This is a genomic window from Ruegeria sp. N8, assembly GCF_056531325.1.
Map to the genome: position 1 here is coordinate 271,268 of NZ_JBQFLQ010000002.1, position 27,000 is coordinate 298,267.

Here is a 27,000-nt window from a genome sequence, read left to right on the forward strand (position 1 = left end):
AGTGGTCCCGAAAGCACGCCACCGCAGAGCGGCCCCGCAGCTTCGCCGGCCAACACCCCAAGGCGTTTCTTCGTGAAGCTCAGAACTTGGAATTTTGATACCACCAAGCCCTTCCGCAGCCTTTGCACCTGTGCTGCCCTGGCGCTTTTCATCTCGGCTCCGTTAACAGCGGCGCTGATGCTGGTATCGTCCATTCCGTTCCTCGTCGGCGAGTCTCAGGCCGGCCCGGTTGTCACACTAGCCTATGTCGGGCTGTCGTTTCTAATGGCAGCTTTTACCCTGCCTTTCATGTTGCCGCTGATATTCTCACTGGTGCCATTCACGGCTCTGTTCCCTCTGGCGGGCGCGGCCCTGTCCTTTCCTTTGATCCGACACGGCCGGATCAAGAAACAGCCCCTCCTGTGGATCTGGGTTGCGCTTTGGCTGATCACCTTCTTTGCAGGAATTCTGTCTGGTAAGATCTCGGTCTAAGGAAAAATCGCCGCCGCGAACAGCAATGCACATGCATTCAGCCGGACAAGCAGCCTTGTAATTATTCAACCGATGATGAGGGAGATGGTACCGCCTCCCTGGCTTGAACAGGGGACCTCTGGATCCACAATCCAGCGCTCTAACCAACTGAGCTAAGGCGGCACTCGTGAGGGGCGATGTACCGAACGCGCCGAGGGAATGCAAGAGGATTAAAGCCGAATTTCCCAGCTTTGTTCGACAAGATCGACCCCGAAAGAATGCACCGGTTTGCTACCCGTCAATTGCCATCCCGTCGCCTGATACAGCGCGCAAGCGGCACGGTGACTTTCGTGGGTCCATAGCGACATTTTCTCAAACCCAGTGTCGCGGGCGTGGTCCATACAGGTATGCAGCAAGCGCTTACCCAAACCTTTTCCGCGCGCCTCGGGCACTAGAAAGAACAGGCGCAGTTTTGCAGTGATCTCATCCAGTCGCACGCAGAAGATACTCCCCAGAGGAACGCCTGCCCGCTCCGCGATCCAACCGCGATCACAGGACGGGTCATGGGTTGCCACAAACTCTTCCAGTATATGCTGCACAAGGCGCGCAAAGCTTTTGTCGAACCCTTCATCGCGCTCGTAAAGAAGGCCGTGCTGCGCGACCAGCCACGGAACGTCTGATGGGTGAAAAAGTCTGATCACCGTGTCGTTCATTCCTCATCTGACCCGATCAGCGGCTTGATTCTCAAGTCTTTGCGCGCTAGCACAAACGCTCATCCCCGGAGGCGCAAATGGGTATCAACACCGAACGTGACATTCAGGCCAACCTGCAAATCGGCCCGACCGACCAAGGCATGGTGCGCCTGTTCATCGAGGCTGATGGCGTCGAGATTCCGATGGATTTCGAACCCGACGAGGCTGAAGAAATCGCCGAAGAGATCCGCGCTGCCGCGCAAGCCGCGCTGGCGGTGAAAGGCTAACGCGCTAAAGCCTTGGGTCTCGCAATGCGTGCAGCCTTCGGGCGGCATCGGTTGCAAATTTCTGGATCATCTTCTTCCGGCGCGCCGGAGCCAGCTTATCCTCTGGGGCCATGCGCACGATCTCGGCGTCATAGGCGTCGGCGATGATCAGACCAGTCTCGGCAGGCAACAGCTCGGTCGGGAACTCGGTATCCACGGCCCAGAAGAATCGGTCACACCACTCCAAATAGCCCTGCCACTTGGAATCCGATTGGTAATCCGCCCGGCTGGATTTGCATTCTACCACCCACAGCTCGCCCTTCGGGCCCAGCCCCATAACGTCCACCCGAAGCCCGCGCGCCGGCACGAATTCCTCAACAGAAACAAAACCATGCGCGCTGAGATGGCGCGCCACGCCGCGTGCTAGCTTCTGGCCGGGTTGTAGATCCAATGTCATTGGGAAAATGTGAACAATTCGTGAACAAATTGCAAGGGTGAGATTGCTGTTGACATGATACCATATGGTATCAAATAAATATGAAACCTAATGGTATCGGATATGAGGAAACGGATGCCTGACCAAATCCAAAACGCGTTTCGCGCGCTTGCGGACCCCACGCGCCGGGACATCGTTCAGATGCTTGCATCGCAGGATATGACAATCGCGCAACTGACAGATTGCTTCGACATGACCCGAGCGGCCGTCAAAAAACACCTGACCGTGTTGTCGGACGGAGGCCTCATCCAGGTCGAAGCTCGGGGGCGAGAACGCATCAACCGTCTTGAACCCCAGGGAATGGCCCCTGTTCTGGATTGGTTGAGCTTCTTTGATCAGTTCTGGGACGAGCGCCTGCGTAACTTGAAAGAAGCCATTGAGAGGAAAGAGACATGACCAAGGCAGTTTTGCAAAAGACCATCTTCCTGCGCGCTGAGCCGGACACTGTCTGGGCCTATCTGACCGAACCGGAACGCCTTGCCGAATGGTTTCACAAGCCCGAACGCCCACTGGCAGCAGGACAAAAGCTTGAGATGTTCGGAACCACAAGCGGCGATCTGTTGATCTGGGGAGAGGTGCGCGAGGCGCGCAAGCCGCAGTATCTTGAATATACCTTCACGGTAAAACCGATGGGAGACGCTGTCAGCGTGGTCAAATGGACGTTGGAGCCCGTAGACGGCGGCACGCGATTGTCCTTGAAGCACGAAGGCCTGCCGCAGGGCGCCCAGGCTTTCGGCCTGATTCTGGCGCTGGATAACGGGTGGGACGAGCATTTCGGCAAGATGCGCAAAGCCCTACACGAGACTGTTGACGCTTAACCCCTTGTGCCAGCCCGTAAGACGCCCTAACTAAGCGCTTGGCGGGTTCTGCCCTTCTTGTGACTGGTAGCATTCTGGTGGCCTTAAGCAATTCCGAGGGGGCTGGCTCTGTTCAGGTCCTGGCCTGATTACCTGGCGCCCACCTGTACATACAGGTCCTCGGGAATCACACCGCACGGTTGACTGGTGGTCCCGCCACATTTTCCTAGAATTATCAGCGCTCTGCGCGTGAGCCTTGCTTGGCCAGCACAGGTTTGAACACATTAACGACGGGTGATCCACGGCGCGGACCACCCGGCCTTTCCGCCATGCTCATGATCTTGTAGGCGAACTGGACACCTGCAAAAACGATGCCGTTCATGAACCAGATCATGACGAGTGCCACCAACCCAACATCCGAACCCCAAATCAACCCGCGCAGATTGGCCACGTTCACAGCCAACAGCACGCCGACAAATACGGCCGAGATCACAAATCCCCAGATAACCTGAGTGATATAAAGACGGATGAGCTTGGGCATAGCGGCACTCCCTGTTTGGTCACAAGCGTAGCCTTCGGATGCTCTGAGTAAAGGCGTCAGAACGCCTCGGGCTGAGCCTCGCGCGCCATGTGGTCCAGTACAGCGTTCACGAATTTCGGCTCTTTGCCTTCCGGGAAAAAGGCGCGGGCCACGTCGACGAATTCGGTGATGACCACTTTGGGCGGCGTGTCACTCTGGGTCAGTTCGGCCCCGGCGGCGCGGAAAGCGGCGCGCAAGGTCGGGTCGATACGTGCGATGGGCCATTTGGCCACCAGCGCGCGGTCGGTCATCTGGTCGATGGGGGCCTGATAGTTCACGGCGTCCTCGACCAGTTTGCGGAACAGGCGGATATCGCCGTCCAGCATCTCTTCCCCCTCATAAACGGCACCAAACCGGTGATCCAGAAACTCGGTCACGACTGCTTCGGTCGTCTGGCCTGACTGCTCCATCTGGAACAGCGCCTGCACGGCGTAAAACCGGGCGGCGGATTTCATCAGGCGTTTCTGGTTGGCCGGTTTCGGCGCGTCTGTCTGGGTCATGCTGTCGTGGATCCGTTGCTGTCGCCCGCCACAAGGATGGACTCGGACGGCGGCTTGAAGCCCACGCCCTTTTTGGAAGAGCCCCACTTACGGCTGAGCGCGATCAGATGCAAGGCCGCAGCGGCTGCCCCGCCCCCTTTATTCATCTTTTTGGGATTGGCGCGGACCTCGGCCTGTTCGTCATTCTCGACGGTCAGGATACCGTTGCCGATCAGTAGACCCTGAAGACCCATCAGTTGGATGGCCCGACTGGAGTCGTTACAGACAGTTTCATAATGCGTGGTCTCGCCGCGAATAACGCAGCCCAGCGCAACATAGCCGTCGAAATCGCACTGACGGTCGGCCATTGCGATGGCGGTGGGAATCTCCAGCGCGCCGGGAACTTCGACCACTTCACAGGTGCCGCCTGCGGCCTCGATCTCTGCTTTCGCACCGGCGACCATATTGTCCGCGATAGCGCGATAGAACGGAGCCACCACCAGCAGCAGTTTCACCGGCTTGTCGAATGTCGGAGTCGGCAGGACGCCGTGTTTGTCTTGTTCAGCCACGATCAGTCTTCCTTGAGGATGGAACGGGTGCCGACGATGGACAGGCCAAACGCGTCGAGCCCCAGATATACGGTTTCGGGCGAGTCGGTCAGCAGCACCAGCTCGTGAATGCCCAATTTGGACAGGATCTGAGACCCCAGTCCTGTTTGTTTGATGGTCCGAGGGCCTTCATCCTCGACCGCGTAAAGCGAGTTGCGCGGTTGGCGGAACAGACAGACGACGCCGCGCCCCTCTTCGGCGATCTTCTCCATCGCACGCGGCAGTTCGCGCGAAGATTTAGGCCCGAGGCCCAAGATATCCGGCGCTTCGTGCAAAGCATGGGTGCGGGTCAGAACGGGCTCGGGCGTGGTGATGTCGCCTTTGATCATAACCACATGTTCGATGCCATGAAGCTGGTCAGTGAACAGCCGCATCTCCCATTCGCCACCATATTCCGAATTGACGGTTTCACGCGACGTCTCGACCACCAGATTGTCATTGCGGGATCGGTAGGTGATCAGGTCGCTGATCGTACCGATTTTCATGTCATGGGTTTGTGCGAATTTCACCAGATCGGGCAGACGCGCCATTGTGCCGTCGGGCTTCATGATCTCGCAGATCACGCCCGAAGGGTTCAGCCCGGCCAAGCGCGAGATATCAACCGCAGCCTCGGTATGGCCCGCACGCACCAGCACCCCGCCCCGCTTGGCGCGTAAGGGGAAGACATGGCCCGGGGTGGCAATGGCCGCCATCGTGTTTTGTTCATTGATGGCCGTCGCAACAGTCAAGGCGCGGTCAGCGGCGGAAATCCCGGTCGACACACCTTCGCGTGCCTCGATCGACACGGTGAACGCGGTTTCATGACGCGAGGAATTGTTCACCGCCATCATCGGCAGGCCCAGCGCATCCACCCGTTCCGCGGTCATCGGCAGGCAGATCAGGCCGCGCCCATGGGTGGCCATGAAGTTGATCGCCTCGGCATCCGCAAACTCGGCGGCGATAACCAGATCGCCTTCATTCTCACGGTCTTCATGGTCGACCAGAATATACATCCGGCCTTTGCGCGCCTCTTCGATGATCTCTTCAATCGGGCTGATCACGTCGCGCAGTTGCGCCTCGACGGGTCCGGGGGTTTCAAAGCTCATTGGGCAGCCTTTCGCAGAGCATGTTTGCACGGGTGGATAGACCACCCCGCGCGCAAAGACCAGTCTGCAAACGTCCCGAACCGGTCAGAACGCGGCGTTTAACTCAGGACATTTCGGCCAGACGCGCGACGTAACGAGCCAGCGTGTCGATCTCAAGGTTCACCTTGTCTCCGACCGCAACATCGCCCCAGGTTGTCACCTCTTTGGTATGAGGGATGAAGTTAATGCCAAAGTCACATCCGTCCACGTCATTGACGGTCAAAGACGTCCCGTTCAGCGCAACAGATCCTTTCGGCGCGATGAACCGCGCCAAGTCCTTGGGAGCGCGCAGGGTGACGCGGGTGCTGTCGCCTTCGTCCTGCATGGCCACAATTTCGGCCACGCCATCCACATGGCCCGATACGATATGCCCGCCGAGTTCATCGCCAACTTTCAAGGCGCGTTCAAGGTTGACGCGTTTCCCGAGTTTCCAGCCATCCAGATTGGTCTTCGACACGGTCTCGGCGCTGATCTGGACATCGTACCAGTCATCGCCCAGCGCGATCACAGTCAGGCACACGCCGTCACTGGCAATGGATGCGCCGATATCAATCCCAGCGGTGTCATAGCCCGTCTGAATGCGCGCCCGCAAATCGCCCTGCTGATCTAACTCGGTAATGGTTCCTATATCTGTGACGATCCCAGTGAACATTTTCTTTACCCTTGGTTTGCTAACCTATGACCCGTAGTCCCAGTCGAGGTAAGCGTAACCGCCATGGCGGGCAAGCCCTGCCTTGCCGGGAATGATGGAAACGGGCATAAATTTAGCCATAACACCACACGAGCAGTCCTCATGCCACCAATCACCACAGACGCGGATCAACGCGTCTTTCTGTTCCTGCAAGGACCGCACGGCCCGTTCTTCAACGCGCTGGGGCGGATTTTGCGCAAAACAGGGGCGACGGTGTGGCGCGTGGGGTTCAACGCTGGCGACCGAGCCTTTTGGTTCGACCGGGCCAGCTATATCCCATTTCGCGGCAGGCCTGAAGATTGGCCGGACACATTCACCCGACTGATAACGGATCTCGGCGTCACAGATCTGGTGCTTTATGGCGACACGCGACCGATCCACGCGCAGGCTGCCGAAATCGCGCAAGAAAACGGGCTGACAGTGCATGTGTTCGAAGAAGGGTATCTTCGCCCTTGGTGGGTGACGTACGAAAGGGCGGGCTCGAACGGGAACTCGCGGCTTATGTCCATGGATATCACGCAGATGCAGGATGCGTTGGAACAGACTGACACTCAGACATCGCCTCCGCCTGCCCATTGGGGCGACATGCGTGAGCATATTTTCTATGGTGCGCTCTATCATTGGTTCGTCCTGTTTCTGAACCAACGCTACCGTAATTTCCGCCGTCACCGGGAATTACCCGTCTCACGGGAGTTTCTGCTTTATTTTAAACGCTTCATGCTGATGCCCTTCCACAGGCTACAACGCTTTTGGGCCACCCAGCGCGTGCGCCGGACAGGGCAGCCCTACCATCTGGCGTTGCTGCAACTTGGGCATGACAGCTCAGTACAGGCGCATTCGGATTTCAACGGAATGAGCGAGTTTCTGGAACATGTCATTCGCGGTTTTGCCGGAGGTGCACCCCGGCATCACCAACTGGTGGTAAAGGAACATCCTCTGGAAAATCATCGGGAGCCTTTGCGACAACGCACACGCGATCTGGCCCGCTCTTTTGGGGTTGCCGACAGGGTGCACTATGTCCCCGGCGGCAAATTGGCCCGTCTGTTGGATGAGGCCAGCTCGGCCGTGACGATCAACTCGACAGCAGGACAGCAGGTGCTTTGGCGCGGCATACCGCTGCGCATTTTTGGACGGTCGGTCTATGACAAGGCGGAATTCGTCTCGCAACAACCGCTTGAGGCGTTTTTTGCCAATCCCACCCGGCCCGATCTGGACGCCTACCGGAGCTATCGCCGGTTTTTGCTGAAGACCAGCCAAATTCCGGGTGGTTTCTACTCGGTGCGAGGGCGTCGGCAGCTGCTACGCCGTGCGGCTGATTTGATGCTGAACCAATATGATCCCTACCAAACCCTGCTGAACGAGACCAAGAGGCCACAGTTGAAAATCGTGCAAGGACTCGAACGGGTTGAGACTGGAAGTCGTGCGGCGAACCGGTTAGCCTGACACAAACAAAAAAGACTGAGGATATTCGGCAGTGCAGTGCTTTCCCATCCGCTGGGTACGGGGGGTCTCCCTTGTGGCCGCTTTCGGTCTGCTGGCGGCGTGCCAGCTTCCCAAATCTGGTCCTAATAAATCCGAAATACTAGCGGGCTCCACCGCGAATGGAGGCAACGCTTTTGTCGTCGAGGTGGATGACCGCGTCACCAAGGAAACATCGGCCATCCCACAATTCGGGTTCTCAGCAGCCTTTCGCAGCGCGCCAAATCTGACGGCAGACACGGTGCGCCCCGGCGATGTTCTCGGTCTGTCGATTTGGGAAAACGTCGACAACGGCCTTTTGTCGGTTCAGGCGGGCGCGGCCACATCCCTGAACGAAGTGCAGGTCGATAGCGAGGGCTTCATCTTTGTCCCATATGCCGGGCGGGTCCGCGCAGCGGGCAATACTCCGGAACAATTGCGCATCGTCATCACCGACAAGCTGCGCGAGCAAACCCCTGATCCGCAAGTCGAAGTACGCCGTGCTGCGGGGGATGGGTCAACCGTATCTTTGGTTGGCGGTGTGGCGTCTCCGGGCATTTACCCGATCGAACGCCCGACCCGAACGCTCAGTGGGATGCTGTCGCGGGCTGGTGGTGTTTCGGTCGGTTCCGATATCGCTCTGGTCACACTGATACGCGGCGATCAGCGGGGGACGGTCTGGTACAACGACTTGTTCAGCGATCCCAAACTGGACGTCGCGCTACGCGCCGGAGATCGCATCTTGATCGAGGCGGACACCCGCTCTTACGTGGCGCTTGGCGCCACCGGCGGGCAATCGCGGGTAGCCTTTGACAGTCAGGACCTTTCCGCCCTAGAGGCTTTGGCCCAGGTTGGCGGCTTACAATCTCTGTCCTCAGACCCAACCGGTATTTTCGTGCTGCGCAAGGAACGCGAAGAAATCGCACGTGCGGTCATTGGGCAGCCTGATCTGCAAGGGGATCAGCGCATGATCTACCTATTGAACCTCACCGCACCCAACGGGCTGTTCATCGCGCGCGATTTCGTCATCCGCGATGATGACACGATCTATGTCACCGAAGCCCCATACTCACAGTGGAGCAAGTCCATCTCGCTGATCGCGGGCGGCCTGACACCGCTGGCAAATGTCACAACGCTGACAGGCGGCTGATGTATTCCGGCACAACAGCCGGGGACAGTCGGACCCGACTGCTTGTCTACAACGGCGGGTTTCTGACCCAACGCCGCATCCGCCGAATCCTGACGCTTGCAGGTTACGACATCCGCCTCGGCCTGCCGAAAGACGGCGACTTGGTGGGTGTCTGGGGCGACAGCCCCACCGCGCATCGTGGCCGATTGGTGGCAGAAAGGTATGACGCACCCATCCTGCATGTCGAAGATGCCTTTCTGCGCTCTCTTCATCCCGGTCGAAGCGGAGAAGTCCCTATGGGTCTGTTGCTGGACCGGTCGGGCCTGCATTTCGACCCGTCGCTACTCTCTGAGCTTGAGACACTTCTGGCCACACACCCGCTGGACGACACCGCCCTTCTGAACCGCGCCCGTAGCGGGATCGAGCGTTTGCGTGACGGACATCTTGGCAAATACTCGGCCTATCACCCGGACATCAAACCACCTGAACCCGGATATGTTTTGGTCGTTGATCAGGCACGCGATGACGCCTCGGTCAAGGCCAGTGGCGGGGATCTGGCGCGCTTTCGCGAAATGCTGGTGATGGCGCAAGAGGAGAACCCCGGCGCCCGCGTCCTGATCAAAACGCATCCCGAAACCATCCAAGGCCACCGCCCCGGCTATTACTCGGACCATGATGAGACAGACCGGGTCACACTGTTCAGCGATCCGATCAGTCCCTGGACCCTGCTAGAAGGCGCCGTTGGCGTTTACACGCTGTCGTCGCAATTCGGGTTCGAGGCCATTTTGGCCGGGCACAAACCGCGTGTCTTTGGCCTGCCATTCTATGCCGGTTGGGGATTGACGCAGGACGAGCCCTACCTGCCCCGTCGCCAGCGCAACTTGACACGACCGCAGCTATTCGCGGCGGCGATGATCTTGTACCCGACATGGTACGACCCATTCCGAGATCAGCTCTGTCAGTTGGAAACCGTTCTGGACACGCTCGAAGCGCAGACCCGCGCATGGCGGCAGGATCACAGAGGGTGGACCGCCTCGGGGATGCGTTTGTGGAAACGTAAACACATCCAACAGATGTTCGGGCGCGAGAAAAAAGTCAGGTTCACCCCGGATATTCCGACGGCGGGCGAACAACCACATATGGTCTGGGCCAATCAAGCCGAGGCGACGGATCACGTTGTGCGTGTCGAGGACGGATTTCTGCGGTCTCGGGGGCTGGGGGCCCGGCTGGTGCCCCCTCTGTCGCTGGCGACGGATGATCTGGGAATCTACTATGATCCAACCCGTCCCAGCCAATTGGAAAACCTGATCGCCCGGCGCGAAACCCTGCGCCCGGATCAGGAGCTGCGCGCCGAGGGGCTGGTGGCGCAGATCATCTCGGGCCAGATCAGCAAATACAACACAGGCGACACCGCCCCCGCCCTGCCCGATGGGCACCGCATTTTGATTCCAGGTCAGGTCGAGGATGACGCATCGATCCAGCTGGGGGCAAGCGATGTCCGCACCAATGCAGATTTGCTACGCGCTGTGCGCGCCGCCAACCCGGACGCAGTGCTGATCTACAAACCCCATCCTGATGTCGAGGCTGGCCTGCGCAGTGGCAATATCGACGCCCGCGATCTGGCGGACGTCGTCGTCTCGGATACCGATCCGGCCTCATTGTTGGCGCAGGTGCACGAGGTCTGGACCATGACCTCGTTGCTTGGGTTCGAAGCGCTGATGCGTGGGATACCCGTGACCACTCTGGGCGCGCCATTCTATGCAGGTTGGGGATTAACGACCGACCTGGGTTCAGTTCCCGCGCGGCGCGGCGCGCGCCCGTCAATGCTGGGGCTGGTCCATGCCGCATTGATAGACTACCCGCGCTATCTTGATCCTGTGACCGGCCTACCCTGCCCCGTCGAAGTTGCGGTTCAACGTCTGTCCGAGGGATATCAAAACGACCGGCCTGGATTACGGGCACTGTCGAAACTACAAGGGCTCTTTGCGACCTACGCGCATCTCTGGCGGCGCTAGCGCAGGGATCTTTCCCAGCGGTGCAGGATATCCGGCCCGATGGCACGGGTTTCCATCAAAGAAAACCGGGGCGCGGCCTCCAGCGTTTCAAGTCCCAGCGCCCCAATCGCGGGCAGCCCCTCGGCCCCGATGGTCAACCCGGCGCTGAAACCGATCAGCTCATCCACGAGATCCTGCGCGAGCAAAGACGCAGCCAAAGCCGAGCCGCCCTCACAAAAGACACGGGTCAAACCGGCCTGCCCAAGTTGCTGCACCAAATCCAAGGGATCAATTTGATGATCGTGCAAGGCACAAGGGATCAAACGCGCGCCCAACCCCTCCCACGCTTTTGCCCGCTCGGGGTCGGGGGATGGTCCGTGACAGAGCCAGACCGGGATGTCCTTGGCCGTTCTGGCCAGTTGCCCCAATAAGGGAAGGTCCAAATGGCGCGAGACCACCACGCGAACCGGTTGCGCCTGGACCCCCAAATCACGCACCGTCAGTGAGGGGTCATCCGCCCGTGCGGTCCCAGCGCCCACCATCACCGCATCGTGGCGGGCGCGCATTGCGTGGACGGCTCGGCGCGCCGTGGGACCGGTAATCCACTGGCTGTGCCCGGACGACGTGGCAATACGGCCGTCAAAACTGCTGGCCAGCTTGAGCGTTACAAACGGGCGACCCTGCTCGTTCTTCAGGAAAAAGCCCGCGTGATCCCGCTCGGCCTGATCCAAGAGGACACCGGTCGTGACTTCGATCCCCGCGTCGCGCAACATCGCAAAGCCCTGCCCCGCCACGCGCGGATCACTGTCTTCGATGGGTGAAACCACGCGCGAAACACCCGCAGCAATCAGCGCCTGCGCGCAGGGAGGTGTCTTGCCATGATGCGCACATGGTTCCAGCGAGACATAGGCCGTCGCACCGCGAGCCGCGTCACCAGCCTGTTTCAGTGCCTCGGTTTCAGCATGCGGGCGACCGCCGGGCTGCGTCCAACCGCGCCCGACAATCCGACCGTCCCGCACAAGGACACAGCCCACAGACGGGTTAGGCCAGCACAACCCCTGTCCGCGCTGCCCCAAAGACAGGGCCAGCGCCATATATCGCTTATCTGAGTCGCTCACTCGTCCGTCGAAGGCTGCGGCGGGCGCAGTTCGTGGACGAATTCCTCGAAATCATCGGCCGCCTGGAAATTCTTGTATACGCTTGCAAAGCGTACATAGGCGACGGTGTCGATCCGTGCCAGAGCTTCCATGACAATCTCACCGATTTTGTTCGAGGGGATATCCGTCTCGCCCATGCTTTCCAGCCGCCGAACGATGCCCGAGATCATCTGGTCGATACGCTCGGGGTCAATGGGCCGTTTCTGCATCGAAATACGGATCGACCGTTCCAGCTTGTCGCGGTCGAAATCTTCGCGCTTGCCGTTTGTCTTGATCACGACCAGATCGCGCAACTGGACCCGTTCATAGGTGGTAAACCGCCCGCCACATGCCGGGCAAAAGCGACGTCTGCGGATCGCAACGTGATCCTCAGCCGGGCGTGAATCTTTCACCTGTGTGTCAATATTTCCGCAAAACGGGCAGCGCATCCGCCGTCTCCTCGTCCCTATATCCGCCTCTTTTGTAAGCGCTGTGGCTTACTTATCCACAACTATAGGGCAGCCGCTAGGATTTGGGTAGTCGGAAAATTTTACCGCAATATCCTGATTCTAAGCAAAATGCGCCGCGACCTTGCGGGTATGCGGCTGGGAGCGATGTTCAAAAACGTAGATCCCTTGCCACGTTCCCAGAACCGGGCGACCGTTCGCCACCGGGATAGTCAGCGACACAGGCAACAAGGCTGCCTTGATATGCGCAGGCATATCGTCTGGGCCCTCATAAGTGTGCCGCAAGTAAGACATCGATGGATGGTTCGAGGGCGGCACCAGCCGTTGAAAAAAAGCATTCATGTCCGTCTGCACCTCGGGGTCTGCGTTCTCCTGTATCACCAGAGAACACGACGTATGGCGCACGAACAGGGTCAAAAGCCCGTCTGCTTGAACCGAGTTGAGCCAGTTACACACGTCGCGGGTGAATTCATACAAACCCGGTCCGCGCGTCGAAATAATAAACTCGGTCTGCAAGACGGCGCTAGACTCCGTTAGTCGTCAAAGATTTGGCGACGGTAGCACAGCGAATTGGCACTTTGAACCGATCTGCTTTGACCGGCGACAAACCCGACAGACACAGTCTTGGTCGGGGTGCTGACACCCGCCGGCGGATTGATCGAGAATTGGACCGCCGTACGACGACCGGTCGCTTCGCTGGGACCATAGCCGCGCACAACATAGATCGGCTGTTTCCAACCCGCACCCAATGTTCTGCGCGCGTAATCCGCAGCGGCGCACCAATATCCGTCCACATCAGTTCGACCGCGCGGGATCACTTCGTAAACGTTGCTGTTGACGGACGCGATTTGGTACCCAAGTCGTGCAAATCCCGTCGCTGAGACCGGCGTACTCAGCACCACTGCCGCCAAAGCGGCATATGTCATAACCTGTTTCATAATCATACTCTTTCCTGTTACGAGGTAAGACTGGAAATAGTATACGCTGCTTGCAGTCAAAGGCGGTTCACGATCAATTCAGCCTCAGTCGGGGCTTGCGTGATCCGGCGTTAGCCATCCGTGATATCGGATGAGCAGTCCCAATACGGGCAATCTGGCCGAAACGTCAAAACGGAACCGACCCACCGCGTCCTGCCATTCGACGGTCGAGGATTTGGGCACCAAAACGCCCGGACATGGCACCCCGAAAACAGACAAGCCCTGAATTTTCAATTTCAGTTCTGCGCCGTTCCATATCGGTTTTAGCCAAAATGTCAGTACGCCCGCCTTTTCACAGACCAACATGGTCTTTGGATCAAACCGAATTGACGATTGCATCAGATGCCCGGCAAAATCTCGCGTCCAAAACCACGTCTCATTGTCCTGTCGGGTCACGATGCGGATCGCAATGTCGCTAGCCACGGGTGGGAACCTACCCAGCCATAGCGCTGATCTTACGACCCAACTTGTTCCGGCTTCGACCGAACAACGCCCTGAAAACTTGCCAGGATGTTCGTGCAGAGCGCGAAGCGCGTCAGGCAAATCGGAATGCGTTGGCAGGGCTTGCCAGAACGGGTCCAATCAGAACCCTCCGGGCAGAAAACGCGTGTGGATTGCCGCGTCTGGTATCAGGCAGCTAGGCCTTTGCCCGAATAGCCTGTAGCGGTTGCGCGCGACTGCAAAATAGACCGGGTCTTTCATAATTCTTGGCAAAAAGCGGCACAGCCCAAGAACCGGCCACAAACCTGGCAAAGCCCGCATAGCTGCAGCAAAAGCATCCAGACGTTGGAACACCTGGCCATCAACAATGACCAGATTGGTCTCAAAATCCTCGGTTGGCAGGCCAAGACCGATATACATCTGCTGCCCCAGCGGCGACTGCGCCGTGACGAATTTGAACCGAGCCAGCCTATCGTGTCTTAGCATGAACTGAAAAAAACCAGCACACAGGACACATTCGCCGTCGAAAACGATTACGTCCTGGTCTTTCGTCACGCTGGTCAGATCAAAATGCTGCATGTCGCCCTTTTCACGCCAGTTTTGCGCTGGTTGCGTGAATGGAGCAATGCGACACAATTGGACACGGGTGTGCCGGGGAGCCACTGACAATCCGTTTTGTGTCCGGACTGGGCTCGACCTCATCCCCGAGAAGGTTCTTACCCGGCAACGAGGCTCAGATAATGCCTTAGTAGAAAATGCGCTTGTGACTTTGCGCCAAGCTTTTTCGACAACCGGACAATGGTCGTTGCAGCATAGATGCAAAATCTGGGCAAACAGGCTATGATGAACCTATGGACGTCGACATCGCCCGCATTCAGACATTGACCCGAACGCTTGATCAGAAAGCGGCGGACAATTCTGTCGCCAACAAATTGCTTGAGAAATGTGGGCTCAGCCGGCCCGAGGTCGAAGCGCTAAACAGCGGGATCAGCGCAAAAACCGAAGCTCTGTTCACCAGATATGCCTGTGATGCCCTAGGCGATCCGACGTTTGCCGCGCAAGCGGGGCTGGCCTTCAAATCATCCTCGAGCCTGACGGCCTATGTCAGCAAATACTCTCGCGATCTGAAGCAGGTACTGGAAAACGCGGCCCGCTATCATGGCCTTATTGATCCCGCCCTGCGCTTCAGTCTGCGCGTGGCCGGGAACTTTGCCACGATCGAGGCTGAGTGGAAGGACGCCAGCTATGCCCGTTTTCATCGCCGGACCGAGTTTCTGATGTTCGCCGGTCTTTCACGTATGCGCGACCTTACCCAGATTGATTTTTACCCGATAGAAATGTGTTTTCAGCACGAAGTTGGGGAAAACAAGGCGCAGTATCAGAAGCTTGCAGGATTTCCCGTCTCTTTCGGAACCGAGAGGCTCGAGATCATTCTGGCCCTATCAACGCTAGATTTACCTGTCCCGACATATGACCCCAAATTGCGTCAGCATCTGTTGGAGTATGGGGATCGCGTCATGGCCGACAGACGCCAACCCAAACAGAAATTGCGCGCGCAGGTCGAAGGGCTGATCACCAGATCCCTTCCTGGTGCAATCCTGCAAGCCGAGGAAGCCGCCGCCAATTTGGGTCTTAGCACCCGTACCTTTGCGCGTCGATTAAAGGATGAAGGAACCAGCTATCGCGAGATCGTCGATGACCTCAGATGCGATCTAGCGCAGACCTTCATCACCAACGGAATGAACTTGACCGAGATTGCCTATTCGCTTGGCTATGCCGATCAACCCGCCTTTTCCACCGCTTTCAAGCGCTGGACCGGTCAAGCCCCAAGCACGTTCCGCAGCAGATTGGATCCTCCACCCCAAGGGTGAGACCGGGGGTCATCGGCGCAGATGCCTCGCCCCGGTCCGTCCCATGAGTGGACAACAGTGAGGTAAGTGCCGCTGCTGCTCAGAACTTGTGAAATCCTGCCAAAGCGTTTTCTGGAACGGTCATCTGAATGAAAAAAGGCGCCTTGGTTGAGGCGCCTTTTGTTTATTGGTCTAGGAAGGATCGCAGTTTTCGTGACCTGCTGGGGTGTTTCAACTTCCGCAACGCCTTCGCCTCGATCTGGCGGATACGTTCGCGGGTCACGCTGAACTGCTGGCCAACCTCTTCCAGCGTATGGTCGGTGTTCATACCGATGCCAAAGCGCATCCGCAGCACCCGCTCCTCACGCGGAGTGAGAGAGGCCAGAACCCGTGTGGTGGTCTCTTTGAGGTTTTCCTGAATGGCGCTGTCCAGAGGCAACACTGCATTCTTGTCCTCGATGAAATCGCCCAGTTGGCTGTCTTCCTCGTCGCCGATCGGTGTTTCCAGAGAGATCGGCTCTTTGGCGATTTTCATCACCTTGCGAACCTTCTCTAGCGGCATTTGAAGCTTTTCGGCCAGTTCTTCCGGCGTCGGCTCGCGACCGATTTCATGCAGCATCTGGCGACCGGTCCGAACCAGCTTGTTGATCGTCTCGATCATATGAACCGGAATACGAATGGTGCGCGCCTGATCCGCGATAGACCGCGTGATCGCCTGACGAATCCACCAGGTCGCATAGGTCGAGAATTTGTAGCCGCGGCGGTATTCGAACTTGTCCACCGCCTTCATCAGGCCAATGTTCCCTTCCTGGATCAGATCAAGGAATTGCAGGCCACGGTTGGTGTATTTCTTGGCGATCGAAATCACCAGACGCAGGTTGGCCTCGACCATTTCCTTCTTGGCCTGCCGCGCCTCTTTCTCACCCTTCTGAACCTGCTGCACGATGCGGCGGAATTCGGGGATGTCCAAACCGACATACTGACCGACCTGAGCCATATCGTTGCGAAGTTCTTCGACCTTCGCGGTCGAGCGTTCAATGAACATCTGCCAGCCCCGACCCGGCTTTTCCGCCATATCCGACAGCCAGTTGGGGTCCAGCTCGCGCCCGCGATAGGCGTCGATAAACTCACGGCGGTTGATCCGTGCCTGATCCGCCAGCTTCACCATCGAACTGTCCAGCGACATCACGCGGCGGTTGATACCGTAAAGCTGGTCGATCAGCGCTTCGATCCGGTTGTTATGCAGGTGCAGCCCATTCACCAGCTCAACAATCTCGGCGCGCAACTTTTGGTATGTTGCTTCGTCCTGTTCGCTGAAGGTGCCGTCTTCATTCAGTGTGGCTGAAATTCGGCTGTCCTGCATTTCCGACAGCATCGAGAAGTCGGTCGAGATGCGTTCTAGCGTGGTCAGAACCTGATCCTTCAGCGCGGCTTCCATCGCGGCCAGTGACATGTTGGCCTGATCATCGTCGTCATCATCGTCGTCGTTGTTCAGCGGGTTGCCGTCGGCGTCCAGCTCGGGGCCGGTATCCTCTTTCGCGGGCTTGGCGGCCTGCACGTTCGAGGTGTCAACCACTGGTTCCTCGACGTCGCCGTCTTCGTCCATCTGGTTGCCAAAAGTGGCCTCCAAATCGATGACGTCGCGCAGCAGAATGTCTTCGGACAGCAATTCGTCGTGCCAGATGGTGATCGCCTGGAACGTCAGCGGGCTTTCGCACAGGCCTGCGATCATCGTGTTCCGCCCGGCCTCAATCCGTTTGGCGATGGCAATCTCGCCCTCGCGGCTCAGCAGTTCGACGCTGCCCATCTCGCGCAGATACATGCGCACAGGGTCGTCGGTGCGGTCCAGCTTTTCGGTCGCCGCCCCGGCCAAAGCAACCTCGCGGTTGCTTTCGGTCGTGGTTAGTTCGGTCGAGCCTTTGTTTTCTTCTTCCTCGGCCTCTTCATCTTCGATGATGTTGATGCCCATCTCGGACAGCATCGACATCACGTCTTCGATCTGCTCCGAGCTGACCTGATCCGGCGGCAAAACCTGATTGAGCTGGTCGTAGGTGATGTAACCTTTCTCGCGGGCCTCGGCGATCATCTTCTTGACCTGGGCCTGGCTCATATCCAGCGAGATTTCCTGTTCCTGCTCGTCGGATTTGCGGTCTTCGTTGGTATCCTTGGCGGCCATTCAATGCTCCTGCAGGGATGGGTGATTCGTTTGAACCGAATCATTAGCGCGTAGAAGTGATTCGGCCACCCGTTTACCCGTTTTTCTTTTCCAGTGCCTTACGAAAACACCACTTTACCGGCGTTTCCGCTCGAAATTGATCCCGGACATGATTGCCTCAAACTTGTCTTTCTCGTCGCGGTTGATTCGCGCGCCATTGTCGGCCACGTCGAATATCGCCCTGTCCTCATTCTGGCTGCGGCTTGTGCGGTTACGCTCTTCGGCGGCCTGGGCCAGCCGGTATGTCAGCGCCTCATCGGCCAGATCAGACAGTTCCTCCTCGGCTTCGGCAATCTCTGCGTCCAACCCCCTGAGAGCTTTGATCTTTGCGAGCTCCTCGGCCAGCGTCATTTCGGCCTTTTCGACATCGCCCGGTTTATACACACAAGGGATCACTGCGACATGGCGAAGGGCCAGCAGGTTTTCAAGGGCTTCGGGCCCCAAAGTTTCAGCAATGTGGTCTTTCAGATTCTCGGGGTCATCAATCGCATGGCGCAGGATGGCGTGGCGCAGAGCGGCGTGGTCGGGGTCACGGCACTCCATCTCTTCCAACTGGATTTCGAACTGCACAACCACCTGCGGGTTCAGCGCTGCAATGGCCAGAATCGCCGCTTCGCGCAGTTGGATTTCCGAACCTTCGGACGAGGCCAGGAAGGACGCGCGTGCTCCTGGTGTCGCCGTCGGCTGAGGCTGCCACTTGCCACGCGGTTGCCATTGGCGGTTCTGCTGTTGGCGCTGCGGGCGGAATAACTGCCAGCGCAGGTTCTTGATTTCCTGCCCGTAGTGCGACCGGATCGAGGGGTCGCGGATAAGCTTGATCTTCTCGCGCAGTGCCTTGTCCAGCGCCGCTTTGCGCTCGGGACTGTCGAACACCTTGCCCTCGGTCTCGCGCTGCCACAGCAGCTTGACCATGGGAATTGCGCCTTCCAGCACGGCTTGCACGGCCCCCGGCCCTTCGGCGCGCAGCAGGTCGTCGGGGTCCTTGCCCTCGGGCATCAGGGCAAACCGCAGAGATTTCCCTGCCTCAAGCAGCGGCAGGGCCAGATCAACCGCGCGCATCGCGGCGCGCAAGCCCGCCGTGTCACCATCCAATGCAATGACCGGCTCATCGGATATGCGCCAGAGCAGTTGCAGTTGATGTTCGGTAATCGCGGTGCCCAGCGGAGCAACCGACGCGCCAAACCCGGCCTCGGCCAGCGCGATCACATCCATATAGCCTTCGGCCACGATCAGAGGCTGTCCCTTCCCCGCCGCTTGCCGCGCGGGCCCGTGGTTGTAGAGGCTGCGCCCCTTGTCGAACAATTCGGTCTCGGGCGAATTCAGGTATTTGGCATTGTCATTGGGGTCCATCGCCCTACCGCCGAAGGCAATACACCGCCCACGCGGGTCACGGATCGGGTACATGATCCGGTTTCGGAAGGTATCATAAGGCTTTTTGCCTTTGTTCGACGGTTTCGCCAGACCCGCCCCCAGGATCAGATCCTCGGCCACATTCTTGCCGGTCAGATGATCCCACAGGGCCTGCCAGCCATCGGGGGCAAAGCCGATCTCCCACCGGTCCAGCGCCTGCGCGTCCAACCCCCGGCGGGTCAGGTAATCGCGCGCCGCACTCCCGGCCCCGGTCTTGAGTTGCAGGCGGAAGAACTGCACCGCCTGCTCCATCACCTCGGCCAGTTGCGCCCGGCGGTCCTGCTTTTCCTGCGCCTTGGGATCGCGCTGCGGCATCGGCATCCCGGCCTCACGCGCCAGAATCTCGACCGCTTCGATGAACGAGACATTCTCGGTCTCTTTCACGAAACTGATTGCATCCCCTTTGGCATGGCAGCCAAAGCAGTAATAGAACCCCTTTTGATCATCCACATGGAACGAGGCAGTCTTTTCATGATGAAACGGGCATGGTGCCCACATATCTCCCTTGCCCTGATTGGACTTGCGCTGGTCCCACATGACCTTTCTCCCCACGACCTGAGACAGGCTTAGGCGTGTGCGCAGTTCATCCAGAAATCCGGGAGGCAAAGACATGGATCAAATCTGCCAGAAATGAAAACGCGCGCCAAGGGGAGGACGCGCGGTTGTCCACAGGGAATTGGCCGGCTTGTGGATTATTGCTGCAAGCACAGCTCCAACCAGGCGGCGCCCAAGTCTTTTTTGCGCACGTCGCGCATCTTTTGCTCATAGACCCAGGGCGTGATCAGAGGGATAGCCGCATTGTAATTTTCTGGCCAAGTGGGTCCGGAATCCGCGACGGCCTGCGGAACATCGCGTTCTTTCACCCGGTCCAGACGCGCTTGCTGGATGGCAGCGACAACATCGGCCTGAAACTTGCAGCTTTGCTCCTTGGTTTCCTGAGCGGACAGAGGAGTGGCCAGCACAATGGCCGCAATGGCGATACGCAACATTTGGGTCTCCGGGATTCGTTTCTGTACCGGCAGTCTATCCCTGGCAAACCCGGCCCGCCATCGCAGTTTTGCACCTCGCGCCTTCGTGTTGCACAGGGGCGACCCAAGGCCGCCCCTGCGCTGACATCACAACCCTTTAGCGCGATAGCTTTTCGAGACCCGGTCGATCGCCACGATATACGCAGCTGTGCGCAGGTCTTCGACATCATCGCGGCTATGCCAAACCTCACGCATGGATTGATACGCAATCCGCATCGTGTCATCGAGGCCCGAGCGCACTAGCTCAAGCTCATCCGCACCTTTCAGGTACTTGGCCTTGAAGTCCGGTGACATCGACCAGGCATCGCCCAGATACCGGTCCAGACGTTCCAGTTCGCTGACGATCAGTTCGTGCCGCGCCTCTTCCTGCCGGCGCTGCATCCGGCCAAAGCGGATATGGCTGAGGTTCTTGACCCACTCGAAATACGAGACCGTCACACCACCTGCGTTGGCATACATATCCGGGATGATCACGGTGCCCTTTTTACGCAGAATCTCGTCCGCGCCCGCCGTCACAGGGCCGTTGGCCGCCTCGATGATCAGCGGAGCCTTGATGCGATCAGCGTTTTCCAGGTTGATCACGCCTTCCAGCGCCGCCGGGATGAGGATATCGCATTCTTGTTCCAGCACTGCCGAGCCTTCGGCGGAATGGGTCGCGTCCGGGTAACCCTTGACGCCGCCATGTTTGACGATCCACTGCCGAACGGATTCAACGTCGATCCCATCAGGGTTATATAGCGCGCCATCCCACTCTATGATGCCGGTGACAATCGCTCCGTCCTCTTCGCTCAGGAATTTAGCCGCGTGATAGCCCACGTTACCCAATCCCTGAATGATCACCCGCTTGCCGTCCAACTTCCCTGACAGGCCCGCCTTCTGGATATCTTCCGGGTGGCGGAAGAACTCGCGCAGCGCGTATTGCACGCCGCGCCCCGTTGCCTCGACCCGCCCGGCGATACCACCTGCGTTCAGCGGCTTGCCAGTTACACAAGCGCGCGCGTTGATATCGGTGGTGTTCATCCGCGCATATTGGTCGGCCATCCAGGCCATCTCCCGCTCACCTGTACCCATGTCGGGGGCCGGAACGTTCTGAGACGGGTTGATTAGGTCCCGCTTGGCCAATTCATAGGCGAAGCGCCGAGTGATCTGCTCAAGCTCATGCTCTTCATACTTGCGCGGGTCGATGCATAGCCCGCCTTTCGAGCCGCCAAACGGCGTTTCTACCAAGGCACATTTATAAGTCATCAGCGCAGCCAGCGCCTCGACCTCGTCCTGATTTACGGCCAGCGCATAGCGGATACCGCCTTTCACGGGTTCCATATGCTCGGAATGAACCGATCTGTATCCGGTGAAGGTGTGTATGTCGCCACGTAGGCGCACACCGAAACGAACAGTGTAGGTGGCATTGCAGACACGTATCTTTTCTTCAAGTCCGGGGGGCAAATCCATCAGGGACGCCGCCCTGTTGAACATCAAATCAACACTCTCACGAAAACTTGGTTCATTAATGGCCGTCATCTATACCTCCGTGCCAACGAACGACTGGCGTTCTGACGTTTTGTCGCACCCCTTACTTAAACGATCAATATTTAAGCAGAAATAAAAGTCGAAATTTTCTGCACATCTTGTTGAACCCCCGCTGAGTCGCGAGGGATCTTCAGCGCCAACGCGATTGTCGCCAGCGGGAAAACAGAGCGACACGTGTTCGATAAATTATCCTCCATTTGCCCCCAAAAGGGCCTAAAGGGGGGCCGTTTCGCCCAATTCCCGCCACGTTTCACCAGTAATTTCCATGCGTTAACTTTTTCCTAGCAGCTTGGGATGTCTGCTCAACGAGGTCTGCATAATGATTGAACACGCACGTCACGGCGGCAAAACGTTTTTTGGTCGACAAATTCCTTTAGCTCGTCATTTCGCGCAGCGAGAAGACGGTGCATTCACTATTTTTGTGCTGCTGGGTTTCCTTGTCATTTTGGCAACGACCGGTATGGGCGTTGACCTGATGAACTTTGAGCGAGATCGCGCGAACCTTCAGTCCACGTTGGACCGCGCCGTTCTGGCAGCCGCGGATCTTGATCAGCAACTGCCTCCGAAAGCGGTCGTGGTTTCTTATCTGGAAAAGGCCGGGCTTGGAGATAAACTGGTCGGAGAACCCGTTGTCGAGGAAGGCTTAGGGTCTCGTCGAGTTTCTGCCAGGGCGCAGACCGTCGTTCCCACTCATTTCATGCGGTTCTCGGGTGTCAAACAACTCACGGCCGTTGCGGCAAGTACCGCCGAGGAATCCATCGGCGCTGTCGAAATCTCGTTGGTTCTGGATATGTCCGGGTCCATGAACGAAGATTCAGCCGAACCAAACAAGACCAAGATTGAGGTTCTCAGGGATGCGGCAAAGGAATTTGTCACGCTGATGCTGCAAAAGCAGGAAGGCAGCGAGATTTCGATGTCAATCATCCCCTATGCCACTCAGGTGAACGCGGGTGCTGACATTTTGGACAAGTTCACCAATGTCTCAAGCGAGCACAGCTTTTCGCATTGCGTTAACTTCACTTCGACTCAGTTCCAGCAAGCAGCCCTTGACCCGGCAACGGCGTTGGAACGCACCGGACATTTCGACGTTTTCACGAACTCGGAAAACCCGATCAGTGCCCCTGTTTGCCCGGTCCGCGCTGGGAGCGAGATTACGCCTGTCACGGACGACATTACCGTATTGCACAACCGAATTGATGCCCTGACGGCGACCGGGAACACCTCGATTGACGTCGGCATGAAATGGGGTACGGCATTGCTGGACCCTGCCTTCCAAGATGTCGTCAGCGATCTGTCGACCGACGGCAACGTCCCGGCAAAATTCAGCAACCGCCCGCTGGGATACGAAGAAGATGTTCTGAAAATCGTGATTGTTATGACCGACGGCCAGAACACCTCGCAATTCCGTTTACGCTCGGACCTGCGCAGCGGTAACTCGAACGTCTGGTACAACCCCAACTACGTTCATTTCAACGGCCAACGAGGTGAATACAGCACCCGCGTTTCCAGCAACCCGCCCACTTATTTCTGGACACGCCAAGGCGTTTTCCGCGATCACCCTTTTGGTGACAACGAACCAGGTCGGGCCACTCGCCTGACATACCCCCAACTGTTTAATCAGGCATCCCTGTACTGGAACGCGGTAAACAACTACCGCTGGCAGAACAACCACCGCACCAACTGGTACAACAACGCCTTCCGCTCGACAGGGGCGTCCAGCAAGAATACGCGCACAACCAATATCTGCGCCGCGGCCAAGAACAAGGGCACGATTATCTACGGTATCGCCTTTGAAGCCCCCGCGGCGGGTCTGACTACGATCAAGAATTGCGCAAGTTCCGACAGCCATGTCTATGAAGTCGACGAGTTTGATGATCCCGAAGGTATCTCTTTGGAAGAGGCATTCGCCTCGATCGCATCGTCGATCAAAAAGTTGAGGTTGACTCAATGACACATCGAGCATTCAAAAAACTACGGCTTTTTAGAAAGTCTGAAAACGGATCGATCACACTCGAATTCGCACTCCTGTTTCCTGCATTCATCTTCTTCATCCTGAGCGCGACGGAGTATTCGCTGGTCACGCTCCAGCAGGCGATGTTGGAACGCGCTGTGGATCAATCCGTAAGGGACGTGCGCTTGGGAACCGGCACGGCCCCTACACATGATTCCATCAAGGATTCGATCTGCGAACGGACCCTGGTTATCAAGAACTGCCAAGACAACATGCGTCTTGAGATGATAGTGCAGAGCGCATTCACCGGAGTTGTCTTGCCGCAAACGCCTGACTGCACCGACAACTCGGAAGAAGCCAGACCTGTGCGCGAGTTTACACCGGGCCTGTCAAACGAGCTGATGATTTTGCGGGCCTGTGCCAAAGTGGACCCCGTATTCCCCACTTCGTTGATGGGCCGCGCTTTGTCTGACGACAGGGGCCAGATCGCTCTGACCGCCACCACAGCATTTGTTCAGGAGCCTTGATAGTCCCATGTCCCTGCTTGCAAAAGTTCGAAACCTATTAAACCGCAAAGCCCGTGACGAACGCGGCGCCCTGTCGGTCGAGGCTGTTCTGGTCTTTCCGATGCTGTTCTGGACGGTCACCGGCACCTACACGTTTTTCGACGGTTTCCGGCAAAGCGCCGCCAACCTTCGGGCCGCCTATACCGTTGGAGATCTGATCTCGAGGGAAACGTCAGAGGTTACGGATACATACGTAGACTCCATGCAGGAATTGATGGAGCGTATGGTCGACAATGGTACGCCACTACGTGTTCGTATTTCGCTGGTCAGGTATGATGAAGGCGATGCACGACATTATGTTGAATGGTCTGCCATTCGCGGCTTCTGCGATCAATTGGACAATGACAACATCACCAGCATTAGCGGCTCTTTGCCGCCGATGCCGGATCAGGACACACTTATCATCGTTGAAACCTCAAATGACTTCGATCCGGCCTTTGGTGGCGCCGCAGTCATCGGGGATTGGGTAAGCGACGATTCAACCTTCGAAAATTTTGTATTCACTCGTCCGCGTTTTACGAACGCTATTGCGCAGAACCTTGGCCCTCAGCCGGTCTGTTCATAAGCAAGATAGAAAGCGCCTCAGACATGAATTTGGTTTCGGCGGCGGATGTCATGCCGCCGATGCCAACCCGACGGCCTAGACGCCACCAAAGTCCCGGTGCCCAGGCGTTCGCCTGACCCTCTTTCGTGCGAACCAAAAAGCCGTTTGAGGGCTTGAACGCAAAGACCCCGCGATCCACGGCCTCGATACTGTCGACATAAGCGATAACGCGCCCTGACCCTGTACGCATCTCGGTTTTGGTCAACTCGATCCAGTCGGCAGTTGCAGTCCACATACGGTGCGCCAGCCAGAATGCCGCGATCCCAACCAAGACCAGAAACACCTGCCAGGCCGGCTCTGGCGGGGTTGCCGCTGCCACATAGAGAACCAGCGCCCCAACCACAGCCAACATGCCAACGCCAAGCCAACGTCTTGGTGTTGAAGCCCTTACAGTGGCCAGTACCTCTTGCTGCATCGTCATATCCCCGCGTTCGTTTGACCGGATGTAGCCGCTTTCGCTGACGAAGGACAGAGGGCGGTGCATTGCATTTTTGCGCACAGGTCCCGTGCCCGACTGCAAATTGACGAACCTTACCCGCGCGATACATGGTTCGCATAGGATACAGGAGGCCCATATGTCGCTTAGACCCACGCTGGAGACCAGAAAAGCCATGCCAACGATGGAAGGCGCGGGCGTCAAATTGCACCGCGCATTCGGGTTTCAGGACCCGTCCGAATTGGACCCCTTCCTGCTCTTCGATGATTTCCGAAATGAACGTCCTCAGGACTACATGGCCGGTTTTCCATGGCACCCCCACCGCGGGATAGAGACGATCACTTATGTGCTGTCCGGCACGGTCGAGCATTCGGATTCTCTGGGCAACACCGGCACCTTGGGCGCGGGCGACGTACAATGGATGACCGCCGGGTCCGGCATTCTGCATCAGGAAATGCCCAAAGGAAACAGCTCTGGGCAGATGCACGGGTTTCAACTGTGGGGCAACCTGCCCTCAGCCCAGAAAATGACGGCACCGCGGTACCAGGATGTGGAAAGCAAAGAGATCCCCGAAATCACGGATGATGACGGCACCAAGGTTCGCGTCATTGTTGGTGAGTTCTGGGGCAAAACCGGCCCGGTAGACGGCATCGCCGCTGACCCGCAATATCTCGATATCCAGATCCCGGCGGGCGTGAAAAAGACCTTTCGCGTCGACACCTATCGCCGCGCTTTTGCCTATGTGTTTCAGGGACAGGCGGCCTTCGCCGATGCCTCGCAACCCACTGGCGTCTTGCTGGAGAAAGAGGTCGCAGGGCAAGAGGTCAATATCCGCGACATGTCCGGCGATCGCACATTGGTGCGGTTTGGAACCGGGGATGAGGTCACGGTTCAGGCCGGGCCGGATGGGGTCCGTTTCCTGCTGATCTCAGGTGCTCCGATCGACGAGCCGGTGGCGTGGCACGGACCCATCGTCATGAACACGCGCGCCGAACTGGAGCAGGCCTTTCGAGAGCTGCAAAACGGCACCTTCATTCGCCCCGCGCACTGACCGAGCGTCGCACCATATCCCAATAAATCCGCTCGACCTCGTCCAGCGACAAACGCCCGCCCGCGCGATACCAGGTCATCACGCCATTCAGCATTGCAATCACGGCCAACGTGGCGATCTTGGTATCCGCGATGTCAAACTGCCCTGCCCGCTGACCGTCTTGCAGAATTGTCTCCAGCGAATCCTCATAGCTGCGGCGCAGAGCCTCAATCTCGGCAAAATTCTCGGGAGTCAGATTGCGCAGTTCCATATAGGCGATGAAGACCTCATCGGGGCGTTGCAGGTGAAACCGGATATGGAAGCCGACAAAGCGGCGCAGGGCCTCAATGGCATCACCTGCGGGATCCAGCGCGTCATAGGCTGTCAGAAGGTCCTGCATGTGGTCGGACATCAGCCTGTATAGAAGGCTCTGCTTGTCGGGTGTGTAGTTATACAGCGCACCGGCCTGCACACCAACTTCGGCCGCGATCTGGCGCATCGACACCGCTGCATAGCCGTGGCGAGCAAACAAAGCCAGCGCCGCCTTGCGAATGCGGGGGCCAGTGATATCGGAATGTGAACCTTGCGTGCGTGCCAT

At 57.9% G+C, this 27,000-nt stretch carries 31 protein-coding genes and 1 tRNA gene; 12 read left to right on the plus strand and 20 right to left on the minus strand.

Features of this window, described 5'->3' with window-relative positions:
* Positions 1–72: 72 nt before the first annotated feature.
* Positions 73–471: a hypothetical protein gene (locus tag ACR0C5_RS05400; RefSeq protein ID WP_480875098.1), complete on the plus strand. Its 399-nt coding sequence runs from the start codon at positions 73–75 to the stop codon at positions 469–471.
* 85 nt (positions 472–556) lie between these two features.
* Here ACR0C5_RS05400 and ACR0C5_RS05405 read toward each other — a convergent pair.
* Together ACR0C5_RS05405 and ACR0C5_RS05410 are read right to left on the minus strand one after the other, a co-directional pair.
* A tRNA-His gene (locus tag ACR0C5_RS05405) sits at positions 557–633 on the minus strand.
* A gap of 47 nt (positions 634–680) precedes the next feature.
* Positions 681–1,163 (minus strand): GNAT family N-acetyltransferase, encoded by a 483-nt coding sequence (locus ACR0C5_RS05410; RefSeq protein ID WP_480875101.1) that lies wholly within the window; start codon positions 1,161–1,163, stop codon positions 681–683.
* Positions 1,164–1,240: 77 nt separating this feature from the next.
* On the opposite strand from ACR0C5_RS05410, the gene ACR0C5_RS05415 reads away from it, so the two are divergent.
* Positions 1,241–1,429 carry a DUF6324 family protein gene (locus ACR0C5_RS05415; protein ID WP_170769357.1) on the plus strand — a complete coding sequence of 63 codons (189 nt, stop codon included), beginning with the start codon at positions 1,241–1,243 and terminating at the stop codon, positions 1,427–1,429.
* A gap of 4 nt (positions 1,430–1,433) precedes the next feature.
* Here the strand turns inward: ACR0C5_RS05415 and ACR0C5_RS05420 are convergent, their stop codons facing one another.
* Positions 1,434–1,865, minus strand: a complete 432-nt coding sequence (locus ACR0C5_RS05420) for an MmcB family DNA repair protein (RefSeq protein WP_170784335.1) — start codon at positions 1,863–1,865, stop codon at positions 1,434–1,436.
* Positions 1,866–1,979: 114 nt separating this feature from the next.
* Here ACR0C5_RS05420 and ACR0C5_RS05425 point away from each other — a divergent pair, with 114 nt between their 5' ends.
* Positions 1,980–2,300: an ArsR/SmtB family transcription factor gene (locus tag ACR0C5_RS05425; protein ID WP_480875103.1), complete on the plus strand. Its 321-nt coding sequence runs from the start codon at positions 1,980–1,982 to the stop codon at positions 2,298–2,300.
* Positions 2,297–2,722, plus strand: coding sequence for an SRPBCC family protein (locus ACR0C5_RS05430; RefSeq protein ID WP_480875106.1), 426 nt, complete (start codon positions 2,297–2,299; stop codon positions 2,720–2,722). Before ACR0C5_RS05425 ends, ACR0C5_RS05430 begins: the two co-directional genes overlap by 4 nt.
* A gap of 214 nt (positions 2,723–2,936) precedes the next feature.
* Here the strand turns inward: ACR0C5_RS05430 and ACR0C5_RS05435 are convergent, their stop codons facing one another.
* The 5 genes from ACR0C5_RS05435 to ACR0C5_RS05455 all read right to left on the minus strand — a co-directional run bounded on the left by ACR0C5_RS05435 (position 2,937) and on the right by ACR0C5_RS05455 (position 6,144).
* Positions 2,937–3,242 (minus strand): hypothetical protein, encoded by a 306-nt coding sequence (locus ACR0C5_RS05435; protein WP_170352750.1) that lies wholly within the window; start codon positions 3,240–3,242, stop codon positions 2,937–2,939.
* Positions 3,243–3,298: 56 nt separating this feature from the next.
* On the minus strand, positions 3,299–3,781 hold the full coding sequence (gene nusB, locus ACR0C5_RS05440) for a transcription antitermination factor NusB (RefSeq protein ID WP_170769352.1): 483 nt from the start codon (positions 3,779–3,781) through the stop codon (positions 3,299–3,301).
* Positions 3,778–4,329, minus strand: coding sequence for a 6,7-dimethyl-8-ribityllumazine synthase (locus ACR0C5_RS05445; RefSeq protein ID WP_480503057.1), 552 nt, complete (start codon positions 4,327–4,329; stop codon positions 3,778–3,780). The genes nusB and ACR0C5_RS05445 overlap by 4 nt, the downstream gene beginning before the upstream one ends.
* Before the next feature lie 2 nt (positions 4,330–4,331).
* Entirely contained in the window at positions 4,332–5,453 is a 1,122-nt protein-coding gene (gene ribB, locus ACR0C5_RS05450) for a 3,4-dihydroxy-2-butanone-4-phosphate synthase (protein ID WP_480875110.1), read from the minus strand.
* A gap of 103 nt (positions 5,454–5,556) precedes the next feature.
* A complete protein-coding gene (locus tag ACR0C5_RS05455; RefSeq protein ID WP_170769349.1) occupies positions 5,557–6,144 on the minus strand; it encodes a riboflavin synthase in 588 nt (195 codons plus the stop codon).
* A gap of 141 nt (positions 6,145–6,285) precedes the next feature.
* On the opposite strand from ACR0C5_RS05455, the gene ACR0C5_RS05460 reads away from it, so the two are divergent.
* From ACR0C5_RS05460 to ACR0C5_RS05470, 3 genes are read left to right on the plus strand one after another with little or no spacing between them, the layout of a single operon-like run.
* The gene (locus tag ACR0C5_RS05460) at positions 6,286–7,626 is read left to right on the plus strand and encodes a capsule biosynthesis protein (RefSeq protein ID WP_480875113.1); all 1,341 of its coding nucleotides are present in this window, start codon (positions 6,286–6,288) and stop codon (positions 7,624–7,626) included.
* A 31-nt stretch (positions 7,627–7,657) separates the two neighbouring features.
* Positions 7,658–8,791, plus strand: a complete 1,134-nt coding sequence (locus ACR0C5_RS05465) for a polysaccharide biosynthesis/export family protein (RefSeq protein ID WP_480875115.1) — start codon at positions 7,658–7,660, stop codon at positions 8,789–8,791.
* Positions 8,791–10,785: a capsular polysaccharide biosynthesis protein gene (locus tag ACR0C5_RS05470; protein WP_480875119.1), complete on the plus strand. Its 1,995-nt coding sequence runs from the start codon at positions 8,791–8,793 to the stop codon at positions 10,783–10,785. The genes ACR0C5_RS05465 and ACR0C5_RS05470 overlap by 1 nt, the downstream gene beginning before the upstream one ends.
* Here the strand turns inward: ACR0C5_RS05470 and ribD are convergent.
* The 6 genes from ribD to ACR0C5_RS05500 all read right to left on the minus strand — a co-directional run bounded on the left by ribD (position 10,782) and on the right by ACR0C5_RS05500 (position 14,364).
* Complete coding sequence (ribD, locus tag ACR0C5_RS05475; RefSeq protein WP_480503060.1) at positions 10,782–11,882, minus strand: bifunctional diaminohydroxyphosphoribosylaminopyrimidine deaminase/5-amino-6-(5-phosphoribosylamino)uracil reductase RibD; 1,101 nt, start codon at positions 11,880–11,882, stop codon at positions 10,782–10,784. The genes ACR0C5_RS05470 and ribD overlap by 4 nt on opposite strands.
* The gene (gene nrdR / locus ACR0C5_RS05480; RefSeq protein ID WP_008756450.1) at positions 11,879–12,349 is read right to left on the minus strand and encodes a transcriptional regulator NrdR; all 471 of its coding nucleotides are present in this window, start codon (positions 12,347–12,349) and stop codon (positions 11,879–11,881) included. The genes ribD and nrdR overlap by 4 nt, the downstream gene beginning before the upstream one ends.
* Before the next feature lie 120 nt (positions 12,350–12,469).
* Positions 12,470–12,883, minus strand: coding sequence for a secondary thiamine-phosphate synthase enzyme YjbQ (locus tag ACR0C5_RS05485; protein ID WP_480875123.1), 414 nt, complete (start codon positions 12,881–12,883; stop codon positions 12,470–12,472).
* A gap of 17 nt (positions 12,884–12,900) precedes the next feature.
* The gene (locus ACR0C5_RS05490) at positions 12,901–13,305 is read right to left on the minus strand and encodes a hypothetical protein (protein ID WP_170788423.1); all 405 of its coding nucleotides are present in this window, start codon (positions 13,303–13,305) and stop codon (positions 12,901–12,903) included.
* An 84-nt stretch (positions 13,306–13,389) separates the two neighbouring features.
* Positions 13,390–13,926, minus strand: coding sequence for a DUF4166 domain-containing protein (locus ACR0C5_RS05495; RefSeq protein WP_480503061.1), 537 nt, complete (start codon positions 13,924–13,926; stop codon positions 13,390–13,392).
* The gene (locus tag ACR0C5_RS05500; RefSeq protein ID WP_480875127.1) at positions 13,927–14,364 is read right to left on the minus strand and encodes a thiol-disulfide oxidoreductase DCC family protein; all 438 of its coding nucleotides are present in this window, start codon (positions 14,362–14,364) and stop codon (positions 13,927–13,929) included.
* Between the two features lie 272 nt (positions 14,365–14,636).
* Between ACR0C5_RS05500 and ACR0C5_RS05505 the strand changes: the two genes are divergently transcribed.
* Positions 14,637–15,656 carry a helix-turn-helix domain-containing protein gene (locus ACR0C5_RS05505; protein WP_170769342.1) on the plus strand — a complete coding sequence of 340 codons (1,020 nt, stop codon included), beginning with the start codon at positions 14,637–14,639 and terminating at the stop codon, positions 15,654–15,656.
* Between the two features lie 163 nt (positions 15,657–15,819).
* On the opposite strand, the gene rpoD is transcribed toward ACR0C5_RS05505, so the two are convergent.
* The 4 genes from rpoD to ACR0C5_RS05525 form a co-directional block, all read right to left on the minus strand.
* Positions 15,820–17,811, minus strand: a complete 1,992-nt coding sequence (gene rpoD, locus ACR0C5_RS05510; RefSeq protein WP_170769341.1) for an RNA polymerase sigma factor RpoD — start codon at positions 17,809–17,811, stop codon at positions 15,820–15,822.
* Between the two features lie 114 nt (positions 17,812–17,925).
* Positions 17,926–19,872, minus strand: coding sequence for a DNA primase (dnaG, locus tag ACR0C5_RS05515; RefSeq protein WP_480875130.1), 1,947 nt, complete (start codon positions 19,870–19,872; stop codon positions 17,926–17,928).
* Positions 19,873–19,952: 80 nt separating this feature from the next.
* Positions 19,953–20,249 (minus strand): hypothetical protein, encoded by a 297-nt coding sequence (locus ACR0C5_RS05520; RefSeq protein WP_480875133.1) that lies wholly within the window; start codon positions 20,247–20,249, stop codon positions 19,953–19,955.
* A gap of 126 nt (positions 20,250–20,375) precedes the next feature.
* Positions 20,376–21,806, minus strand: a complete 1,431-nt coding sequence (locus ACR0C5_RS05525; RefSeq protein ID WP_170788419.1) for a Glu/Leu/Phe/Val family dehydrogenase — start codon at positions 21,804–21,806, stop codon at positions 20,376–20,378.
* 328 nt (positions 21,807–22,134) lie between these two features.
* On the opposite strand from ACR0C5_RS05525, the gene ACR0C5_RS05530 reads away from it, so the two are divergent.
* Genes ACR0C5_RS05530 through ACR0C5_RS05540 form a run of 3 tightly spaced genes read left to right on the plus strand, consistent with a single transcriptional unit; the run spans position 22,135 to position 24,897 of the window.
* Positions 22,135–23,766 carry a TadE/TadG family type IV pilus assembly protein gene (locus ACR0C5_RS05530; RefSeq protein WP_170769337.1) on the plus strand — a complete coding sequence of 544 codons (1,632 nt, stop codon included), beginning with the start codon at positions 22,135–22,137 and terminating at the stop codon, positions 23,764–23,766.
* Positions 23,763–24,293 carry a TadE/TadG family type IV pilus assembly protein gene (locus tag ACR0C5_RS05535; RefSeq protein WP_170769336.1) on the plus strand — a complete coding sequence of 177 codons (531 nt, stop codon included), beginning with the start codon at positions 23,763–23,765 and terminating at the stop codon, positions 24,291–24,293. The genes ACR0C5_RS05530 and ACR0C5_RS05535 overlap by 4 nt, the downstream gene beginning before the upstream one ends.
* A 7-nt stretch (positions 24,294–24,300) precedes the next feature.
* Entirely contained in the window at positions 24,301–24,897 is a 597-nt protein-coding gene (locus tag ACR0C5_RS05540) for a TadE/TadG family type IV pilus assembly protein (RefSeq protein ID WP_170769335.1), read from the plus strand.
* On the opposite strand, the gene ACR0C5_RS05545 is transcribed toward ACR0C5_RS05540, so the two are convergent.
* A complete protein-coding gene (locus tag ACR0C5_RS05545) occupies positions 24,857–25,420 on the minus strand; it encodes a hypothetical protein (protein WP_331252068.1) in 564 nt (187 codons plus the stop codon). The two genes, ACR0C5_RS05540 and ACR0C5_RS05545, sit on opposite strands and share 41 nt — an antisense overlap.
* A 91-nt stretch (positions 25,421–25,511) precedes the next feature.
* Between ACR0C5_RS05545 and ACR0C5_RS05550 the strand changes: the two genes are divergently transcribed.
* Positions 25,512–26,423, plus strand: coding sequence for a pirin family protein (locus tag ACR0C5_RS05550; protein WP_170769334.1), 912 nt, complete (start codon positions 25,512–25,514; stop codon positions 26,421–26,423).
* Here the strand turns inward: ACR0C5_RS05550 and ACR0C5_RS05555 are convergent.
* On the minus strand, positions 26,404–27,000 hold the full coding sequence (locus ACR0C5_RS05555; RefSeq protein WP_480875139.1) for a TetR/AcrR family transcriptional regulator: 597 nt from the start codon (positions 26,998–27,000) through the stop codon (positions 26,404–26,406). The genes ACR0C5_RS05550 and ACR0C5_RS05555 overlap by 20 nt on opposite strands.